The organism is Streptomyces sp. (genome assembly GCF_031181705.1).
In the GTDB taxonomy this organism is placed as follows: Bacteria; Actinomycetota; Actinomycetes; order Streptomycetales; family Streptomycetaceae; genus Streptomyces.
Window position 1 is genome coordinate 1 of the sequence record NZ_JAPSKN010000026.1, and the last position, 15,904, is coordinate 15,904.

The 15,904-nt window shown below is 72.3% G+C and carries 14 protein-coding genes; 8 read left to right on the forward strand and 6 right to left on the reverse strand.

Annotated elements, in window-relative coordinates; all coding sequences use genetic code 11:
• Window positions 1–2: 2 nt before the first annotated feature.
• Window positions 3–440: a hypothetical protein gene (locus RIN80_RS08150; RefSeq protein ID WP_003992141.1), complete on the reverse strand. Its 438-nt coding sequence runs from the start codon at window positions 438–440 to the stop codon at window positions 3–5.
• Between the two features lie 507 nt (window positions 441–947).
• Here RIN80_RS08150 and hemL point away from each other — a divergent pair.
• The 7 genes from hemL to ccsB all read left to right on the forward strand — a co-directional run bounded on the left by hemL (window position 948) and on the right by ccsB (window position 8,696).
• Entirely contained in the window at window positions 948–2,264 is a 1,317-nt protein-coding gene (hemL, locus tag RIN80_RS08155) for a glutamate-1-semialdehyde 2,1-aminomutase (protein WP_309094836.1), read from the forward strand.
• Window positions 2,261–2,983 (forward strand): histidine phosphatase family protein, encoded by a 723-nt coding sequence (locus RIN80_RS08160; protein WP_309094837.1) that lies wholly within the window; start codon window positions 2,261–2,263, stop codon window positions 2,981–2,983. Before hemL ends, RIN80_RS08160 begins: the two co-directional genes overlap by 4 nt.
• 169 nt (window positions 2,984–3,152) lie before the next feature.
• The gene (locus RIN80_RS08165) at window positions 3,153–4,421 is read left to right on the forward strand and encodes a hypothetical protein (protein ID WP_309094838.1); all 1,269 of its coding nucleotides are present in this window, start codon (window positions 3,153–3,155) and stop codon (window positions 4,419–4,421) included.
• A 66-nt stretch (window positions 4,422–4,487) separates the two neighbouring features.
• Window positions 4,488–5,111, forward strand: a complete 624-nt coding sequence (locus RIN80_RS08170) for a TlpA disulfide reductase family protein (protein WP_309094839.1) — start codon at window positions 4,488–4,490, stop codon at window positions 5,109–5,111.
• A 1-nt stretch (window position 5,112) separates the two neighbouring features.
• Window positions 5,113–5,886: a cytochrome c biogenesis protein CcdA gene (locus tag RIN80_RS08175; RefSeq protein ID WP_309094840.1), complete on the forward strand. Its 774-nt coding sequence runs from the start codon at window positions 5,113–5,115 to the stop codon at window positions 5,884–5,886.
• 3 nt (window positions 5,887–5,889) lie between these two features.
• The gene (locus RIN80_RS08180) at window positions 5,890–7,620 is read left to right on the forward strand and encodes a cytochrome c biogenesis protein ResB (protein WP_309094841.1); all 1,731 of its coding nucleotides are present in this window, start codon (window positions 5,890–5,892) and stop codon (window positions 7,618–7,620) included.
• Entirely contained in the window at window positions 7,617–8,696 is a 1,080-nt protein-coding gene (gene ccsB / locus RIN80_RS08185; protein WP_309094842.1) for a c-type cytochrome biogenesis protein CcsB, read from the forward strand. The genes RIN80_RS08180 and ccsB overlap by 4 nt, the downstream gene beginning before the upstream one ends.
• A gap of 12 nt (window positions 8,697–8,708) precedes the next feature.
• On the opposite strand, the gene RIN80_RS08190 is transcribed toward ccsB, so the two are convergent.
• Window positions 8,709–10,121 carry a condensation domain-containing protein gene (locus RIN80_RS08190; protein ID WP_309094843.1) on the reverse strand — a complete coding sequence of 471 codons (1,413 nt, stop codon included), beginning with the start codon at window positions 10,119–10,121 and terminating at the stop codon, window positions 8,709–8,711.
• Window positions 10,122–10,349: 228 nt separating this feature from the next.
• Here RIN80_RS08190 and RIN80_RS08195 point away from each other — a divergent pair, with 228 nt between their 5' ends.
• Window positions 10,350–11,150, forward strand: a complete 801-nt coding sequence (locus RIN80_RS08195; RefSeq protein ID WP_309094844.1) for a GNAT family N-acetyltransferase — start codon at window positions 10,350–10,352, stop codon at window positions 11,148–11,150.
• Between the two features lie 22 nt (window positions 11,151–11,172).
• Here RIN80_RS08195 and RIN80_RS08200 read toward each other — a convergent pair whose 3' ends face one another.
• The 4 genes from RIN80_RS08200 to RIN80_RS08215 form a co-directional block, all read right to left on the reverse strand.
• A complete protein-coding gene (locus RIN80_RS08200) occupies window positions 11,173–12,438 on the reverse strand; it encodes an ArgE/DapE family deacylase (RefSeq protein ID WP_309094845.1) in 1,266 nt (421 codons plus the stop codon).
• A gap of 123 nt (window positions 12,439–12,561) precedes the next feature.
• On the reverse strand, window positions 12,562–13,986 hold the full coding sequence (locus RIN80_RS08205) for a HAMP domain-containing sensor histidine kinase (protein ID WP_309094846.1): 1,425 nt from the start codon (window positions 13,984–13,986) through the stop codon (window positions 12,562–12,564).
• Entirely contained in the window at window positions 13,987–14,709 is a 723-nt protein-coding gene (locus tag RIN80_RS08210; protein WP_309094847.1) for a response regulator transcription factor, read from the reverse strand.
• Between the two features lie 117 nt (window positions 14,710–14,826).
• Window positions 14,827–15,903 carry an LLM class flavin-dependent oxidoreductase gene (locus tag RIN80_RS08215; protein WP_309094848.1) on the reverse strand — a complete coding sequence of 359 codons (1,077 nt, stop codon included), beginning with the start codon at window positions 15,901–15,903 and terminating at the stop codon, window positions 14,827–14,829.
• Window position 15,904: the final 1 nt, after the last annotated feature.

The following is a 15,904-nucleotide window of genomic DNA, read 5'->3' on the forward strand; positions in this document are numbered from 1 at the left end:
GCTCAGGGCCACACCAGGCAATAAGCCTGATGCCCCGCCTCATGCAACCGGTGGCTGAAGTCCTGCCACTCGTGCAGCAGTTGGTACACGTTGAACGCGTCCCGCGGTCCGCCGCGGTCCGGGACCGTCGACCAGATGAAGGCCGCCGCTCCGACCGCCTCCTCGCCGATGCCGCGCAGGGGGTCGACGACCGTCATGGGGAGTTTGACGACGGCGTAGTCGGGGTGCAGGACGACCAGTTCCAGCGGCGGGACCTTGTGCAGGGGGACGCCCTCGATGCCCGTCAGGACCATCGCGGCCATGGTCTCCGGCTTGATCTTCGTGAACATCCCGTTCATGCCGAGCTCGTCGCCGCCGAGTTCCTCGGGACGCATCGAGATCGGGACGCGGGCCGCGGTGGCGCCGTCGGGCGCGCCGAAGTACTTGTACGTCACCCCCACCCGACCACCATTCCCGCTCCCGGCCCGAAGATCGCCCATTCGGCGTTCAGTACGTCCGTCGAGGCGCTCCGGTTCACTCGGCCGACCCTGTGCCTGACGTGTCTCCTGCGTGTCCTCCGCTTCGCGCCGGTGCCTTCCCCGCCGGGCACGTCGAGGACCCAGGTCATCAGTCCCCTCGCCCAGTCCGCCACCGCGATGCATATCTCCACCCGACTGCTTTTCTAGGACGCGTCGCCCCCGCCGCGCAACCCGATCATCGTGTCAGTGACCTCCCCCACGGCCGCCCGCCGAAACGTGCGCTGAAACATCTGTCCGCAGGGATCTTCGCAGCCTCCGACCAGCCTGGGGCCGCTCGAGCTGTGTGTATCAGGTCCCAGTCTCGCAGACGCCGGGAGCCGGGGGTCCGGTTGTCCCACGCCCGTGCCCGCGGCCCCCTGGCCTACCCTGAACAGGTCACTGGCACCCGGAGCCCGACTACGTCGGAGAAGGTCGGAGAAGTCGCAGGTCATGAGCGAACTGTCATATCCGTATGAAGCACCGGCCTCGCAGGCTCTGTTCGACCGCGCGGCCGCCGTCACGCCCGGCGGCGTGAACTCCCCGGTCCGGGCCTTCCGGGCCGTCGGCGGCACCCCCCGGTTCATGGTGTCCGGGTCGGGCCCGTATCTGACGGACGCCGACGGGCGGGAGTACGTGGACCTGGTGTGCTCCTGGGGTCCGATGATCCTCGGGCACGCGCACCCCGAGGTGATAGCCGCCGTGCAGGACGCCGTCGCCCGCGGCACGTCCTTCGGCACGCCCGGCGAGGGCGAGGTCGCGCTCGCCGAGGAGATGATCGCCCGGGTCGCGCCGCTGGAGCGGGTGCGGCTCGTGTCCAGCGGCACCGAGGCGACCATGTCGGCGATCCGGCTCGCGCGCGGGTTCACGCAGCGCACCAAGGTGATCAAGTTCGCCGGGTGCTACCACGGCCACGTCGACTCGCTGCTCGCCGCGGCCGGCAGCGGCGTCGCCACCTTCGCGCTGCCCGACACCCCGGGCGTCACGGGCGCCCAGGCCGGCGACACGATCGTCCTGCCCTACAACGACCTCGACGCCGTGCGCGAGGCCTTCCGGGCCCACCCCGGCGAGATCGCCTGCGTGATCACCGAGGCCTCCCCGGGCAACATGGGCGTCGTACCGCCCGCCGAGGGGTTCAACCAGGGCCTGAAGGACCTCTGCTCGGACAACGGCGCCCTGTACATCTCCGACGAGGTGATGACCGGCTTCCGGACCAGCCGCGCGGGGTGGTTCGGGGTCGACGGCGTGGTCCCGGACCTGATGACCTTCGGCAAGGTGATGGGCGGCGGCTTCCCGGCCGCGGCCTTCGGCGGACGCGCGGACGTGATGGCGCACCTCGCCCCGGCCGGGCCCGTCTACCAGGCCGGCACCCTCTCCGGGAACCCGGTCGCCACCGCCGCCGGCCTCGCCCAGCTGCGGCTGCTCGACGACGCGGCGTACGCGAAGGTCGACGCCGTGTCGAAGCAGATCCAGGGCCTGGTCACCGAGGCCCTGGCCAAGGAGGGCGTCGCGCACCGGCTGCAGACCGCCTCCAACATGTTCTCGGTGTTCTTCACCGACCGGCCGGTGCGCGACTACGAGGACGCCAAGGCGCAGGAGTCCTTCCGCTTCACCGCGTTCTTCCACGCGATGCTCGCGCACGGCGTCTACCTGCCGCCGTCCTCCTTCGAGTCCTGGTTCGTGTCCACCGCGCACGACGAGCGGGCCCTGCAGAAGATCGCCGACGCCCTCCCGGCGGCGGCCCGCGCGGCGGCGGAGGCGACGGCATGAGCGACGTGACGAACCCCAACAGCGACAAGAGCAGCAGCAAGAGCGACCAGGACATCACCGTCGTCCATCTCATGCGGCACGGCGAGGTCGCCAACCCGGACGGCATCCTCTACGGCCGGCTGCCCGGCTACCACCTCTCCGACCTCGGCCGCCGCATGGCCGACCGGGTCGCCGAGCACCTGGCCCCGCGGGATGTGACGTACGTCGTCGCCTCGCCGCTGGAGCGCGCGCAGGAGACGGCCGAGCCGATCGCCAAGGCGCACGGGCTGGACCTCGCGACGGACGAGCGGCTGATCGAGGCCGAGAACATCTTCCAGGGCAAGACGTTCGGCGTCGGGGACGGGGCGCTGCGCAGGCCCGGCAACTGGCGGCACCTGGTCAACCCGTTCCGGCCGTCCTGGGGCGAGCCGTACGTGGACCAGGTCGTGCGGATGATGAGCGCGCTGGGGGCGGCGAAGGACAAGGCCCGCGGGCACGAGGCGGTCGTGGTCAGCCACCAGCTGCCCATCTGGATCGTGCGGTCCTACGTCGAGCGGCGGCGGCTGTGGCACGACCCGCGCAAGCGGCAGTGCACCCTCGCCTCGCTGACGACCTTCACGTACCGGGGCGACCGGATCGTCTCCGTCGGCTACAGCGAGCCGGCCCGCGACCTCGTCCCGGCGCATCTCCTCGCGGGCGCGAAGCCGGTGAAGGGCAAGGACAAGGCGTTCGGCGCCTAGGGTCTGCCGGCCCACGACGGGCCTGACCCTTTCCGATCGCTTTTGACTCCTTCGTTACGGAATCTGCGCATTCAGACGGAACCTTCCCGACCGTCACGTCCTCTGACCGGGTGACCACCAGAGAACGTGACGGATCGGGGAAGCAATGCGCCCTTACTCCCGCAGGGGAATGCTCTCACTCGGCGCGGGAGCCGCCGCCGCTGTCTCGCTCGCCGGGTGCGCCGGCCTCACGGGGTCGGACGACGCGAGCCACGCCGACGGTTCCGGCGGTGACAGCGCGCAGGGCCGGCCGAAGCCCGGGCCCACCGCCCGCCCCATCGGCGACGGCTCCACCGCCTACACCGGCAAGCAGCCCCACCAGCCCGCCGCGCCCGAGCCGCTGGAGCCGGGTCAGGCGCCCCCGCAGTTCGTCGTGTTCTCCTGGGACGGCGCCGGCGAGGTCGGCAACGGCCTCTTCCCGCGCTTCCTGGACCTGGCGAAGGAGCACGGCGCGAGCATGACCTTCTTCCTGTCCGGGCTGTACCTGCTGCCCGAGGCGAAGAAGCGCCTCTACGACCCGCCGAACAACCCGCGCGGCGCCTCCGACATCGGCTACCTCACCGACGCGCACATCAGGGACACCCTGAAGAACGTCCGCCGCGCCTGGCTGGAGGGCCACGAGATCGGCACGCACTTCAACGGTCACTTCTGCGGCGAGTCCCGCGGCTCGGTCAAGAACTGGACGTCGCGGCAGTGGCGCAGCGAGATCGACCAGGCGAAGTCGTTCGTGAAGCAGTGGCGCACCCACACCGGCTGGACGGACCTGCCGGCGCTGCCGTTCGACTACGACAAGGAACTCGTCGGCGGCCGGACGCCCTGTCTGCTCGGCCAGGACAACCTGCTCCCCGCCGCCCGCGCGCTCGGCTGGCGCTACGACGCCTCCTCCCCGGGCGGCCGCCAGGTGTGGCCGGTGAAGCGGCAGGGCATCTGGGACCTGCCGCTGCAGCAGATACCCTTCCCCGGCCGCCGCTTCGAGGTCCTCTCCATGGACTACAACATGCTGGCCAACCAGTCCCTGAACTCCACGAAGGCCCCCGCGCACAACTACCCCCGCTGGCGCGAGCAGGCGGCCCAGGCTTACATCCAGGGATTCAAGCGGGCATACGAGACGAACCGGGCGCCGCTGTTCATCGGCAACCACTTCGAGCAGTGGAACGGCGGCATCTACATGGACGCCGTCGAGGAGGCCTTCAGGTACATCGCGCGCGAGAAGGACAAGGGCGGGGATGTGCGCCTGGTCTCTTTCCGGCAGTACGTCGACTGGATGGACGCGCAGCGGCCCGAGGTGCTGGCGAAGCTGCGGACCCTCGACGTCGGGCAGCAGCCGGCGGGCGGCTGGCGGGAGTTCCTGGGGGCCACCCCCACGGGCTCGGGTTCGCCCTCCTCCAACGCCGCCTGAAATGCGGTTTTCCGCCCGCAAGGGGGGTGGGCGAGATCCCCGGAACGGACATGCGAAACTTTTCACATGAGTGCCGCCAGCCGCGCCCCCCAGCGCTCGACCCGCACCCGCAGCCGCGCCGCCCTGCTCACCGCCGGTGCCGCGGCCGCCGCGCTGACCCTGTCCGCGTGCAGCTCCGGCGGGACGTCGGGCGGGGGCGGTGACACCAACTTCGTCCTGGGCAAGGACGGCATCGCCACGGCCGACAAGGGCGAGCGCGCGGACGCCCCGGACCTGTCCGGCAAGACCGTCGACGGCAAGCAGCTGGACGTCGACGACTACAAGGGCAAGGTCGTCGTCGTCAACGTCTGGGGCTCCTGGTGCCCGCCCTGCCGCGCCGAGGCCCCCGGCTTCCAGAAGGTCTCCCAGGACCTGAAGGACGAGGGCGTGCAGTTCGTCGGCATCAACACCCGCGACACCAGCACCGGCCCGGCCCTCGCCTTCGAGAAGGCCTACGGGGTGACGTACCCGAGCCTGTACGACCCGACGGGCAAGCTGATGCTCCGGTTCGAGCGCGGCACCCTCAACCCGCAGGCGATCCCCTCCACCCTCGTCTTCGACCGGGAGGGCCGGATCGCCGCCCGCTCCCTCCAGGCGCTGAGCGAGGAGAAGCTGCGCAAGATGATCGCCCCGGTCCTCGCGGAGAAGTGACGTGACCTCCGCAGTCACCACGCTCGCGGCGACGGGCTACAACGGCACGGTGCTCAACGGCGCCCTGCTGGCGGCCCTGCCCATCGCGCTGCTCGGCGGTCTCGTCTCCTTCTTCTCCCCGTGCGTCCTGCCGCTCGTCCCCGGCTACCTCTCCTACGTGACCGGCGTCACGGGCACCGACCTGGCCGAGGCCCGGCGCGGCCGGATGGTCGCCGGCGCCTCCCTGTTCGTGCTCGGCTTCACGGCCGTGTTCGTCTCCTCCGGGGCGCTGTTCGGCTACTTCGGCGACACGCTCCAGGCCAACCGGGGCGTGCTGTCCAAGGTCCTCGGCGGGCTCATGATCCTCATGGGCGTGTTCTTCATGGGGCTGATGCCCTGGATGACCCAGCGCGAGTTCCGCCTCCACAAGCGGCCGGTGACCGGCCTGGTCGGGGCGCCGCTGCTGGGCGCGCTGTTCGGCATCGGCTGGACGCCCTGCATCGGCCCCACCCTCGCCTCCGTGCTGGCGCTCTCCTCCAACCAGGGCAGCGCGGGGCGCGGCGCCATACTGACGGTGGCGTACTGCCTCGGTCTCGGGGTGCCCTTCGTGCTTGCCGCGGTCGCCTTCCGCAAGGCGCTGGGCGCCTTCGGCTGGGTCAAGCGCCACTACGTCTGGGTGATGCGCATCGGCGGCAGCATGATGATCATCACCGGTCTGCTGCTGCTGACCGGCGCCTGGGACCGCATCGTGCAGGAGATGCAGACCTGGTCCAACGGCTTCACTGTGGGGATCTGACCGATGAGCAAGACCAGCACCACCGACCCGGCCCCCGCCGGCGGCCCCGAGGACACCGACCTCGGCGACGCCGGAGCCCAGCTGTCCACCGCGCCGAAGGAGGAGTCGCCCAGCCTGCCCTCCCTCGGGGTCGTCGGCTGGGCCCGCTGGTTCTGGCGGCAGCTCACCTCCATGCGGGTCGCGCTGCTGCTGCTGTTGCTGCTGTCGCTGGGCGCGATCCCCGGCTCGCTGATCCCGCAGACCGGCATCGACGCCACCAAGGTCGCCGAGTTCCGCGAGAAGAACCCCACCCTCGGTGACGTCTACGACAAGCTCGGGCTGTTCCACGTCTACAGCTCGGTGTGGTTCTCCGCTATCTACATCCTGCTGTTCGTCTCGCTCATCGGCTGCATCGTGCCCCGCACCTGGCAGTTCGTCGGCCAGCTGCGCGGCCGCCCGCCGGGCGCGCCCAGGCGGCTGACCCGGCTGCCCGCCCACACCACATGGCGCACCACGGCCGAACCCGAGCAGGTCCGCGCCGCCGCGCTCGCCCTGCTGAAGAAGCGCCGCTTCCGCGCGCACCTCGCCGGTGACGCGGTCGCCGCCGAGAAGGGCTACCTGCGCGAGGTCGGCAACCTCGTCTTCCACCTCGCCCTGATCGTGATGCTGATCGCCTTCGCCTGGGGCCAGCTGTTCAAGGCCGAGGGCTTCAAGCTGGTCGTCGAGGGCGACGGCTTCTCCAACACCCTCACCCAGTACGACGACTTCAAGTCCGGCAACCTCTTCACCCAGGACGACCTGAACCCCTTCAGCTTCCGCCTGAAGGACTTCGAGGGCACCTACGAGATGAGCGGCCCCAACCGGGGGACCCCGCGCACGTACCAGGCGACCGTCGACTACAGCGAGGGCGCCTACGGCAAGGACCGGCACAAGACCATCAAGGTCAACGAGCCGCTCACCATCGGCGACACCAAGGTCTACCTCGCCGCCCACGGCTACGCCCCGGTCGTCACCGTCCGCGACGGCAAGGGCCGCGTCGTCTACCGCGACGCCGTGCCGCTGCTGCCGCTGGACGGCTTCGCGACCTCCTCCGGCGCCATCAAGGTCATGGACGGCTACCGCAACGCCAAGGGCGAGAAGGAACAGCTCGGCTTCCAGGCGTTCTTCGTGCCCACCTACAACGGCGGCGCGATGGTCTCCCAGTTCCCGGCACTGATGAGCCCGGTGCTCGCGCTGAACGCGTACCACGGCGACCTGGGCGTCGACTCGGGCCTGCCGCAGAGCGTGTACCAGCTCGACAAGAAGAACATGAAGGAGTTCAAGAACTCCGAGGGCGAGTTGCTGAAGAAGCTGCTCAAGCCCGGCCAGACCATGCAGCTGCCGAACGGCGCCGGCTCGATCACCTTCGAGAAGGACGTCAAGGAGTGGGCGCAGTTCCAGATCACCCAGCAGCCCGCCAGCGGCTGGGCCCTGGGCGGCGCCGTCGCCGCGATCTTCGGACTGGCCGGCTCGCTGTTCATCCAGCGCCGCCGCGTCTGGGTCCGCGCGGTCCGGGGCGCCGACGGCGTCACCGTCGTCGAGATGGCCGGCCTCGGCCGCAGCGAGTCCGCGAAGGTCCCCGAGGAACTGGGGGACCTCGCCGGGACCCTGTACGACCAGGCGCCCGCAGCGCCCGACCCCGCAGATTCCCCCGACCCCGACCAGGAGCCGGGCACCACGACCCCCGTACCTGCCGAAGGGGCTGAGAAGCAGTGACGCTCGCCGCCGCGACGAACGAGAACCTCGCCAACATCAGCAACACGCTGATCTACTCCGCGATGGCCGTCTACACCCTGGCCTTCTTCGCGTACATCGCCGAATGGCTCTTCGGCAGCCGCAGCAAGGTCGCCCGCACCGCGGCCGCGCTCACGGCGACGCCCGCGGCGAAGAAGGCGCCCGCCGTCACGGTCAGCCAGGCGGGAGGCACCGCCGTCCTGGAGCGCCCGAAGGTCACCGTGCGGGCCGCGGCCGGCCAGCGGGACGTGCCGGACGGCCCGGGGGCGCACGGCGGTGACGAGCAGGGCGACCTGTACGGCCGGATCGCCATCTCCCTCACCGTGGTCGCGTTCCTCGTCGAGCTCGGCGGCGTCATCGCCCGCGCGGCCTCGGTGGAGCGGGCCCCGTGGGGCAACATGTACGAGTTCAACATCACGTTCTCCACGGTCGCCGTCGGCGTGTACCTCGGCCTGCTGGCGCTGAAGAAGAACGTCCGCTGGCTCGGCCTGTTCCTGACCACCACCGTCCTGCTGGACCTGGGCCTCGCCGTCACGGTCCTGTACACGGCGAGCGACCAGCTGGTCCCGGCCCTGCACTCGTACTGGCTGTACATCCACGTCTCCACCGCGATCTTCTGCGGCGCGGTCTTCTACGTGGGCGCGGTCGGCACGATCCTGTACCTGTTCAAGGACTCCTACGAGAACAAGCTCGCCAGCGGCGGCCGTCCCGGCACCTTCGCGACCTCCGTGCTGGAGCGGCTGCCCTCCGCCGCCTCCCTGGACAAGTTCTCGTACCGCGTCAACGCCGCCGTCTTCCCGCTGTGGACCTTCACGATCATCGCGGGCGCGATCTGGGCGGGCGACGCCTGGGGCCGCTACTGGGGCTGGGACCCCAAGGAGACCTGGTCCTTCATCACCTGGGTCGCCTACGCCGGTTACCTGCACGCCCGCGCCACGGCCGGCTGGAAGGGCCGCAAGGCCGCCTACCTGGCCCTGCTCGCCTTCGCCTGCTGGCTGTTCAACTACTACGGCGTGAACATGTTCGTGTCCGGCCTGCACTCGTACGCGGGCGTGTAGCCCGGGGGCGGCTCACCGCCTGGTGTGGGGGGCGCGGTCCGCGACCGACAGGATGATGTCGCGCAGCCGGTCGGCGTACAGCCGCAGGTTCTTGTGCGCGACGTCGGTGTCCGGGAGGCGGGCCGCGAACCACAGCCCCTCGTGCAGCCGGGTCACCCAGGCGCAGACCTGGTCGCCGTAGGACACCCGGATCAGGCCGTAGGCGTGGCGCTCGGTCCAGGTCGTGGAGTCCGGGATGTCCCGGGTGTCGGTGTACGACACGATCGAGTACATGTCGGGGGAGGTCGGCCGGAAGTCGGCGCCGAGCAGCCGCAGCACCCGGGCGAGCGGCATGCGGGCCAGCGGCCGGGCGGCGTGCAGCGCGTTGCGCACGGTCGTCAGCGCGGCCGGGAAGTCGGGCGTGCGGGCCACGGGCACCTCGATCGGCGCGCCCCCGACGTACCAGCCGACGGAGTCCGAGTACGCCGACCTCGCCCGCGTGTGGAAGGGCACCACGGTGCGGTAGACGGGCTCGCCGCCGATCTCGTGGACGATCAGGGCGGTCGCCGCCAGCAGCCCGACCAGGGTGCCGCCGCACGGACGGCAGTACGCCTCGAACGCGGCGGCGGCGTCCGCGTCCACGAGCATCTCCCGCATCAGCTTCTGGGTGGGCAACCCGCCCTCGGGCTCGAGCCCGAGGTCGACGGGGAAGCCGGGCAGCCGCCCGTCACAGCGCCGGATGAACTCCCGCCAGCGGGCGACGATCTCGTGATCGGCGTCGATCCGGTCCGCGTCCGCGCGCTCGGCCTCGCAGAAGTCGACGTAGCTGCTGACCGGCGCCCGGTCCGGGGTGCGGCCGGTGCGGTGGGCGGCGTACAGCTCGCGGATCTCGGCCGGCATGCGGTAGATCGAGAACGCGTCGACGTTGCTGTGGTCGAAGGCCATGTACACGCTGGTGCTGTCGTCGCGGACGACGGCCGTGTAGATGAGGTTGGGCCAGCGCAGGGCGTCCGCCGTGGTGTCGAAGCGGTCCTGGAGGTGCTGGGCCAGGGCCGCGGGGTCGGTGAAGTCGCCGACGTCCTCGCGGTGCAGGGACACGGAGTCCGCGTCGAGCGTGAAGCGGCGGATCGAGTCGCCGGGCCCGCCCGCCCAGCGGAATCCGCTGCGCAGCGTCTCGTGCCGGAGCGTCCAGCCGCGCAGCGCCGCGCCCAGCGCGTCGAGGTCGGCCCGGCCGGGCAGGTCGAAGGCCGCGCCGATCCAGGTCGGCACGAACAGGCCGTCCTCGCGCACCGACCGCGCCGTCCGCAGGTGGGACTCCTGGATGTAGGCGGGCGGCCGGGAGTCCTCCGGCAGCGCCTTCGCCGTCGCGACGGTGGCCGGACTGAGGGTCCATTCGACAAGTCGTCCAGGCCGGACCTCGCAGCGCTGGATATCAGACATTCGCACAGGGCGGCTCCGTTCGCGGTTGGGACAGACCCGACCAGCACAATGGCGAGCCGGCTGCCGGACACACGGCCTGGCGCCGTATTTCAGGGGAACGGATGGCATCTCGAACGGCGATCCGAGACCGTGCCGTTGCCCCCGGTTGACGATCTGGCCGGTACCCGTCCCCGGGCCGTGGCGGGCGTGTACTGTCCGTGCGGCTCGCGCCCTTCCGACAACCTTGGGGGTCTCATGCACCGTCGCGCGGACTCGGTCGAATCGATGGAACAGCTCGCCCTGGTCTGGCGGGCGATGGTGCTCGACCGTGACCCGCGCTCCGACGTCCGCGACCTGCCGGGGATCGCCGTGCGGTGGGCCGACTGCCGGTTCGCGTTCTGGAACTGCGTCACGCTGACGGACGTCGGCGCGGACGCCGCGCTGATGAAGCAGCGGCTCGACGAGGCGGCGCAGGTGATGCGGGCGAAGGAGCGGCCCGGGTTCCTGTGGGTCTTCGAGGACCTCCTCGACGAGCAGGCCCGTGCGGGGCTCGGGGAGGCCGCCGACGCGGCCGGGCTCGCCTACGCCTTCCCCGGCACCGGCATGGCGGCCGACCTGCCGTCCCTGCCCGAACCGGCCCACCCCGAGCTGACGTTCACCCGCGTCACCGACGACGAGCGGCTGCGGGCCTACGCGGACCTCAACGCGCGGGCCTACGGCTTCCCGCTGGAGGACGGCCGCGACGGCCTGGCCGGCTCCGCGCTGTGGAAGAGCGGGGTGCACGCCTATCTCGGCCTGCGCGACGGCGTCCCCGTCACCTGCGCCGCCACCGTGGCGGCCCAGGGTCGCCTTTTCGTCATCCTCGTGGCCACCGACCCGGCCTGCGAACGCCGGGGCTACGGGGAAGCGGTGACCCGCAAGGCCCTGTACGAGGGGGCCCGGGCCACCGGGCTGACCCGGGCGACCCTGCACGCGACGGCGGTGGGAGCGCCGGTGTACCCACGGATCGGTTTCGAGCCGAACTCACCGATCCGCTTCTACGGGCTCAAGGGGTAGCCGGCCCGCGCCCGGCTGTCGCTCACTTCGTCCCCACCGTCCGCAGCACCGCCACCACCAGCGCCCGGGCCACCGCCAGCGTCTCGCGTATCGACACCCGCTCCCCCGCGCTGTGCGCCACCTGGATGTCTCCGGGCCCGAACTGCAGCGTGGGGATGCCGGCGGCGGCGTACAGGCGCAGGTCGCTGCCGTAGGTCGCGCCGCGTTCGCGCAGGGCGGGGCCGCCCGCCGTGTCGGACCAGGCGCCGCGCAGGACGCCGGGCAGCCGGTGGCCGTCGGGCAGGCGGCCGGGGGCGAACTGGCCGCCCGGCCAGGTCACGGCCGGCGGGTGGGCGCGCAGCCACGGGTCGGCGGCGCAGGCCTCGGCCACGCACTCCTCCAGGGCGCGGCGCGCGTCGGCCGGGTCCTCGTCGAGGCGCACCCCCAGCCGGCCCTCGGCGACGAGCAGGTCGGGGACGCTGCTCGCCCAGTCGCCGGAGCGCACCGTGCCGACGGACAGGGCGTAGGGGAGGGGGTACTCCGCCAGCAGCGGGTCGGGGTCGGTGTTGCGTACGGTCTCCAGGCGGGCCAGGGCCCGGTGCAGCGGCAGGTACGCGTCGATCGCGCTCACGCCCCGCTCCCGGGAGCCGGCGTGGGCGGCCCGGCCGGGCACGGTGAGGCGGAACGTCAGGGCGCCCGCGTTGGCGGTGATCAGGGTGCCCGCCGTGGGCTCGGCGATGACGCAGGCGTCGCCGCGGTGACCGCGCCGCAGGGTGCCGAAGGCGCCGAGGCCGCCGTCCTCCTCGCCGACGACGAAGTGCGCGGCGACCCGGCCGCGCAGGCGGATCCCGGCCGCGCGGATCGCGCCCAGCGCGGCGAGCTGCGCGGCGATGCCGGCCTTCATGTCGCAGGCGCCGCGCCCGTGCACGACGTCCCCGGTCACCCGGGGCACGAACGGGTCGCCGTCCCAGGCGGTGAGGTCGCCGGGCGGTACGACGTCGACGTGGCCCTGGAGGATCAGGGTGGGCCCGTCGCCGCCGTCGGGTGTCGTGCCGACCAGGCCCCACGCCTCGTCGCGGGGCGCCTCCGTGCCCGGGAAGTCCGGCTCGGCCCGCAGGGCGGGCAGGTCCATGGACCACAGGTCGGTCTCCAGGCCGAGCCACTCCAGCCGGCCCGCCAGCTGGTGCTGCAGCTCCGACTCGGCGGCGCTGCCGGTCACGCTGGGCACGGCGATGAGTTCCTGCACGGTCCGGGCCAGGGCCGCCTCGTCGATCTCCGCCAGGGCGGCGGCCTCCTCGTCACTCAGCACGCTGCCGGTCCTCCCCTCGCCCCGGGGCGCGCCGCTCGCGACCCCACCCCCGGATATCTGCTCGGGCGGGGACGTCCGTGAACACGCGTGCGGGGAACGGCTGTGCCGGCGTCGCGTCGGCGGTCAGCCCTCCGGGGTCAGCCCGCCGACCGTGAACCCGATCACCGTTCCGCCCCCGTCCCGGCGCAGCGCGAACGGCGCGCCCCCGTGCGCGAGGGCCACCTCCCGCACGATGGACAGGCCCAGTCCGGAACCCGGCAGGGAGCGGGCGTCGGCGGCGCGGTAGAAGCGGTCGAAGACGCGGACGAGGTCGCTGTCCGCCATGCCGGGTCCGCGGTCGAGGACCTCGACGCGGATGGTGCCGGGCCGGGCGGGTCCGGCGACGACGATCTCGATGGGGGCCGCACCGCCCTGGTCGAACTTCACGGCGTTCTCGACGAGGTTGGACAGCGCCCGGGTCAGCATCCCGGGCCGCCCGTCGGTCGTGGTGTCGCCGACGGCGCGCAGCAGGATCCGCCGGCCGCTGCGGCGGCGGGCGTGGGCCGCCACCTCCTCCGCGAGGTCGGCGATGTCCACCCGCCGCGGCGGTTCCGTGTCGGACTGCCCGGCCGCGAGGTCGACGAGCTCGTTGACCAGGTCGGTCAGCTCGCGGGCCTCCTGGCCGAGGTCGGCGACCAGTTCCTCGCGGGTGGCGGGCGGGAGTTCGTCGATGCGGCGGAGCAGGGAGATGTTCGTCCGCAGGGAGGTCAGCGGCGTGCGCAGCTCGTGGCCGGCGTCCTGGACCAGGCGGCGCTGGTCCTCCTCGGACTGGGCGAGCCGGCCCAGCATGCGGTCGAAGGCCCGGCCCAGCCGCCCGACCTCGTCGTGTCCGGCCACGGGCACCTGGACGCCGAGGCGGCGGGTGCGGGCGACGTCCTCGGCGGCGTCGGTGAGCACGACCAGCCGGCGGGTGATCCGCCGGGCCAGCCACCAGCCGAACAGCCCGGCGCCGAGCACCACCGCCGCCATCAGCACCAGCGTGCGCTGCTGGAGCGCCCGCAGCAGGTCCTCGACGTCGCTGAACTCCTGCGCGACCTGCACGGCCCCCCGGCCGTCGCCGAGGGAGACGGTCGCGACGCGGTAGACGTCGTCGCCGACGTCGACGTCCTTGTGCTGCACCACCCGGCCGGATTCGGCAGCGGCGGCGATCCGCACGTCGGCGCCGACGACCGGCAGCCCCGGGCTGCCCCGGTCGACGACCCGCCCGTCCGGGCCCAGCACCTGCACGTCCGTGCGGGCGGGCCGCACCAGGTCGTGTCCGGGCGCGGCGGAGGAGAAGTCACCGGGGGTCATCCGGTTCTCGCTGACCTCGTCCCGCAGGTCCTGCACGACCTCGTCGAACACGGTCTGCTGGTCCACCCGCACCAGCCGCGCGGCCGCGCTGTACGACAGGATGCCGACCAGGATCGTCACGGCCGCCGTCACCGCCGCGAACGACACCGCGAACGTGGTGCGCAGCGAGACCAGCTTCGGCCGGCGTCCGGCCCACAGCCGGCCGAGGCGGCCCACTCAGTCCTCCCGCAGCACGTAACCCACGCCGCGCACCGTGTGGATCAGCTGCGGCGCGCCCGGCTCGTCGAGCTTGCGGCGCAGGTAGCCGACGTAGACGGCGAGGTTCTTGGAGCCGGGGCCGAAGTCGTAGCCCCAGATGCGGTCGTAGATCATGGAGTGGTCCAGGACGATGCCCGCGTTGCGGACCAGCAGCTCCAGCAGCTCGAACTCGGTGCGGGTCAGCTCCAGCTCGCGCGTGCCCCGCCAGGCGCGGCGGGCCTGCGGGTCCATGCGGATGCCGGCGGCCTCGATGAACCGCTCCTGCACCGGCCGGGGCGCCTCGGCGGGCGGGGCGGCGCTCACGGCGGCGACCGGGCTGGTGCGGCGCAGCAGGGCGCGCAGCCGGGCGAAGACCTCCTCCACGTCGAAGGGCTTGACGACGTAGTCGTCGGCGCCCGCGTCCAGGCCGGCGATCCGGTCGGCGGTCTCCACGAGCGCCGTCAGCATCAGGATCGGCGTCCGGTCGCCCTCGGCGCGCAGCACGCGGCACACCTGGAGCCCGTCGATGCCGGGCATCATCACGTCCAGGACGAGGACGTCCGGGCGGTTGCGGTGGGCCTGCGCCAGGGCCTCGACCCCGTCGGCGACGGCCATGACGCGGTAGCCCTCCAGGGTCAGGGCGCGTTCCAGGGCGTTGCGGATGGCGCGGTCGTCTTCGGCGAGCAGCACTGTGTGGGGCACGCGTCCAGTGTGCCCCGCCGCCGGGTCCGCGGGAGGGGACGAGCTGCGCCGGGGCGTCCTTCTTACTGCCCTCTCACCAGGGGCGGCACGGCCGCGGACCGGGTGCCCACCGCCCTCTCACCCCCGGGTCCCGGCGAGCCGGGAGGCGTGCGTCGGGGCGTCGGGCACGTCCGCCGGGCGGCCCACGGCGAACTCCTTGCGGAGCACCGGCACGACCTCCTCGCCCAGCATGTCGATCTGTTCCAGCACGGTCTTCAGCGGCAGCCCGGCGTGGTCGATCAGGAACAGCTGGCGCTGGTAGTCGCCGGCGTACTCGCGGAAGGCCAGCGTCTTCTCGATGACCTGCTGCGGCGAGCCGACGGTCAGCGGCGTCTGGTCCATGAACTCCTCCAGCGAGGGCCCGTGCCCGTAGACCGGCGCGACGTCGAAGTAGGGCCGGAACTCGCGGACGGCGTCCTGGGCGTTCCTGCGCATGAACACGTGCCCGCCGAGGCCGACGATCGCCTGCTCGGGCGTGCCGTGGCCGTAGTGCGCGTACCGCTCCCGGTACAGCTCGACCATGCGCCGGGTGTGGTCGGCCGGCCAGAAGATGTTGTTGTGGAAGAAGCCGTCGCCGTAGAAGGCGGCCTGTTCGGCGATCTCCGGGGAGCGGATCGAGCCGTGCCAGACGAAGGGGGGCACGCCGTCCAGCGGGCGGGGCGTGGCGGTGAAGCCCTGCAACGGGGTGCGGAACTTCCCCTCCCAGTCCACGACGTCCTCGCGCCACAGCCGGCGCAGCAGGGCGTAGTTCTCGATGGCCAGGTTGATGCCCTGGCGGATGTCCTGCCCGAACCAGGGGTAGACCGGACCGGTGTTGCCGCGGCCCATCATCAGGTCGACCCGGCCGTCGGCCAGGTGCTGGAGCATCGCGTAGTCCTCGGCGATCTTCACCGGGTCGTTGGTGGTGATCAGGGTGGTGGCCGTGGACAGGATCAGCCGCTCGGTGCGGGCGGCGACGTAGCCGAGCATCGTGGTCGGGGACGACGGCACGAAGGGCGGGTTGTGGTGCTCCCCGGTGGCGAACACGTCCAGGCCCACCTCCTCGGCCTTCAGCGCGATCGCGACCATGGCCTTGATCCGCTCGCGCTCGGTCGGCGTCCGGCCGGTGGTGGGGTCGGGCGTGACGTCCCCGACGCTGAAGATCCCGAACTGCATG

Bases quoted from the DNA above. Each gene is read 5' to 3' on its own strand.
- RIN80_RS08180 (WP_309094841.1), top strand. From the start codon at position 5,890: ATGAGCAAGACCAGCACCACCGACCCGGCCCCCGCCGGCGGCCCCGAG.
- RIN80_RS08215 (WP_309094848.1), bottom strand. From the start codon at position 15,903: ATGCAGTTCGGGATCTTCAGCGTCGGGGACGTCACGCCCGACCCCACC.
- RIN80_RS08195 (WP_309094844.1), top strand. From the start codon at position 10,350: ATGCACCGTCGCGCGGACTCGGTCGAATCGATGGAACAGCTCGCCCTG.
- RIN80_RS08170 (WP_309094839.1), top strand. From the start codon at position 4,488: ATGAGTGCCGCCAGCCGCGCCCCCCAGCGCTCGACCCGCACCCGCAGC.
- RIN80_RS08160 (WP_309094837.1), top strand. From the start codon at position 2,261: ATGAGCGACGTGACGAACCCCAACAGCGACAAGAGCAGCAGCAAGAGC.
- hemL (WP_309094836.1), top strand. From the start codon at position 948: ATGAGCGAACTGTCATATCCGTATGAAGCACCGGCCTCGCAGGCTCTG.
- RIN80_RS08165 (WP_309094838.1), top strand. From the start codon at position 3,153: ATGCTCTCACTCGGCGCGGGAGCCGCCGCCGCTGTCTCGCTCGCCGGG.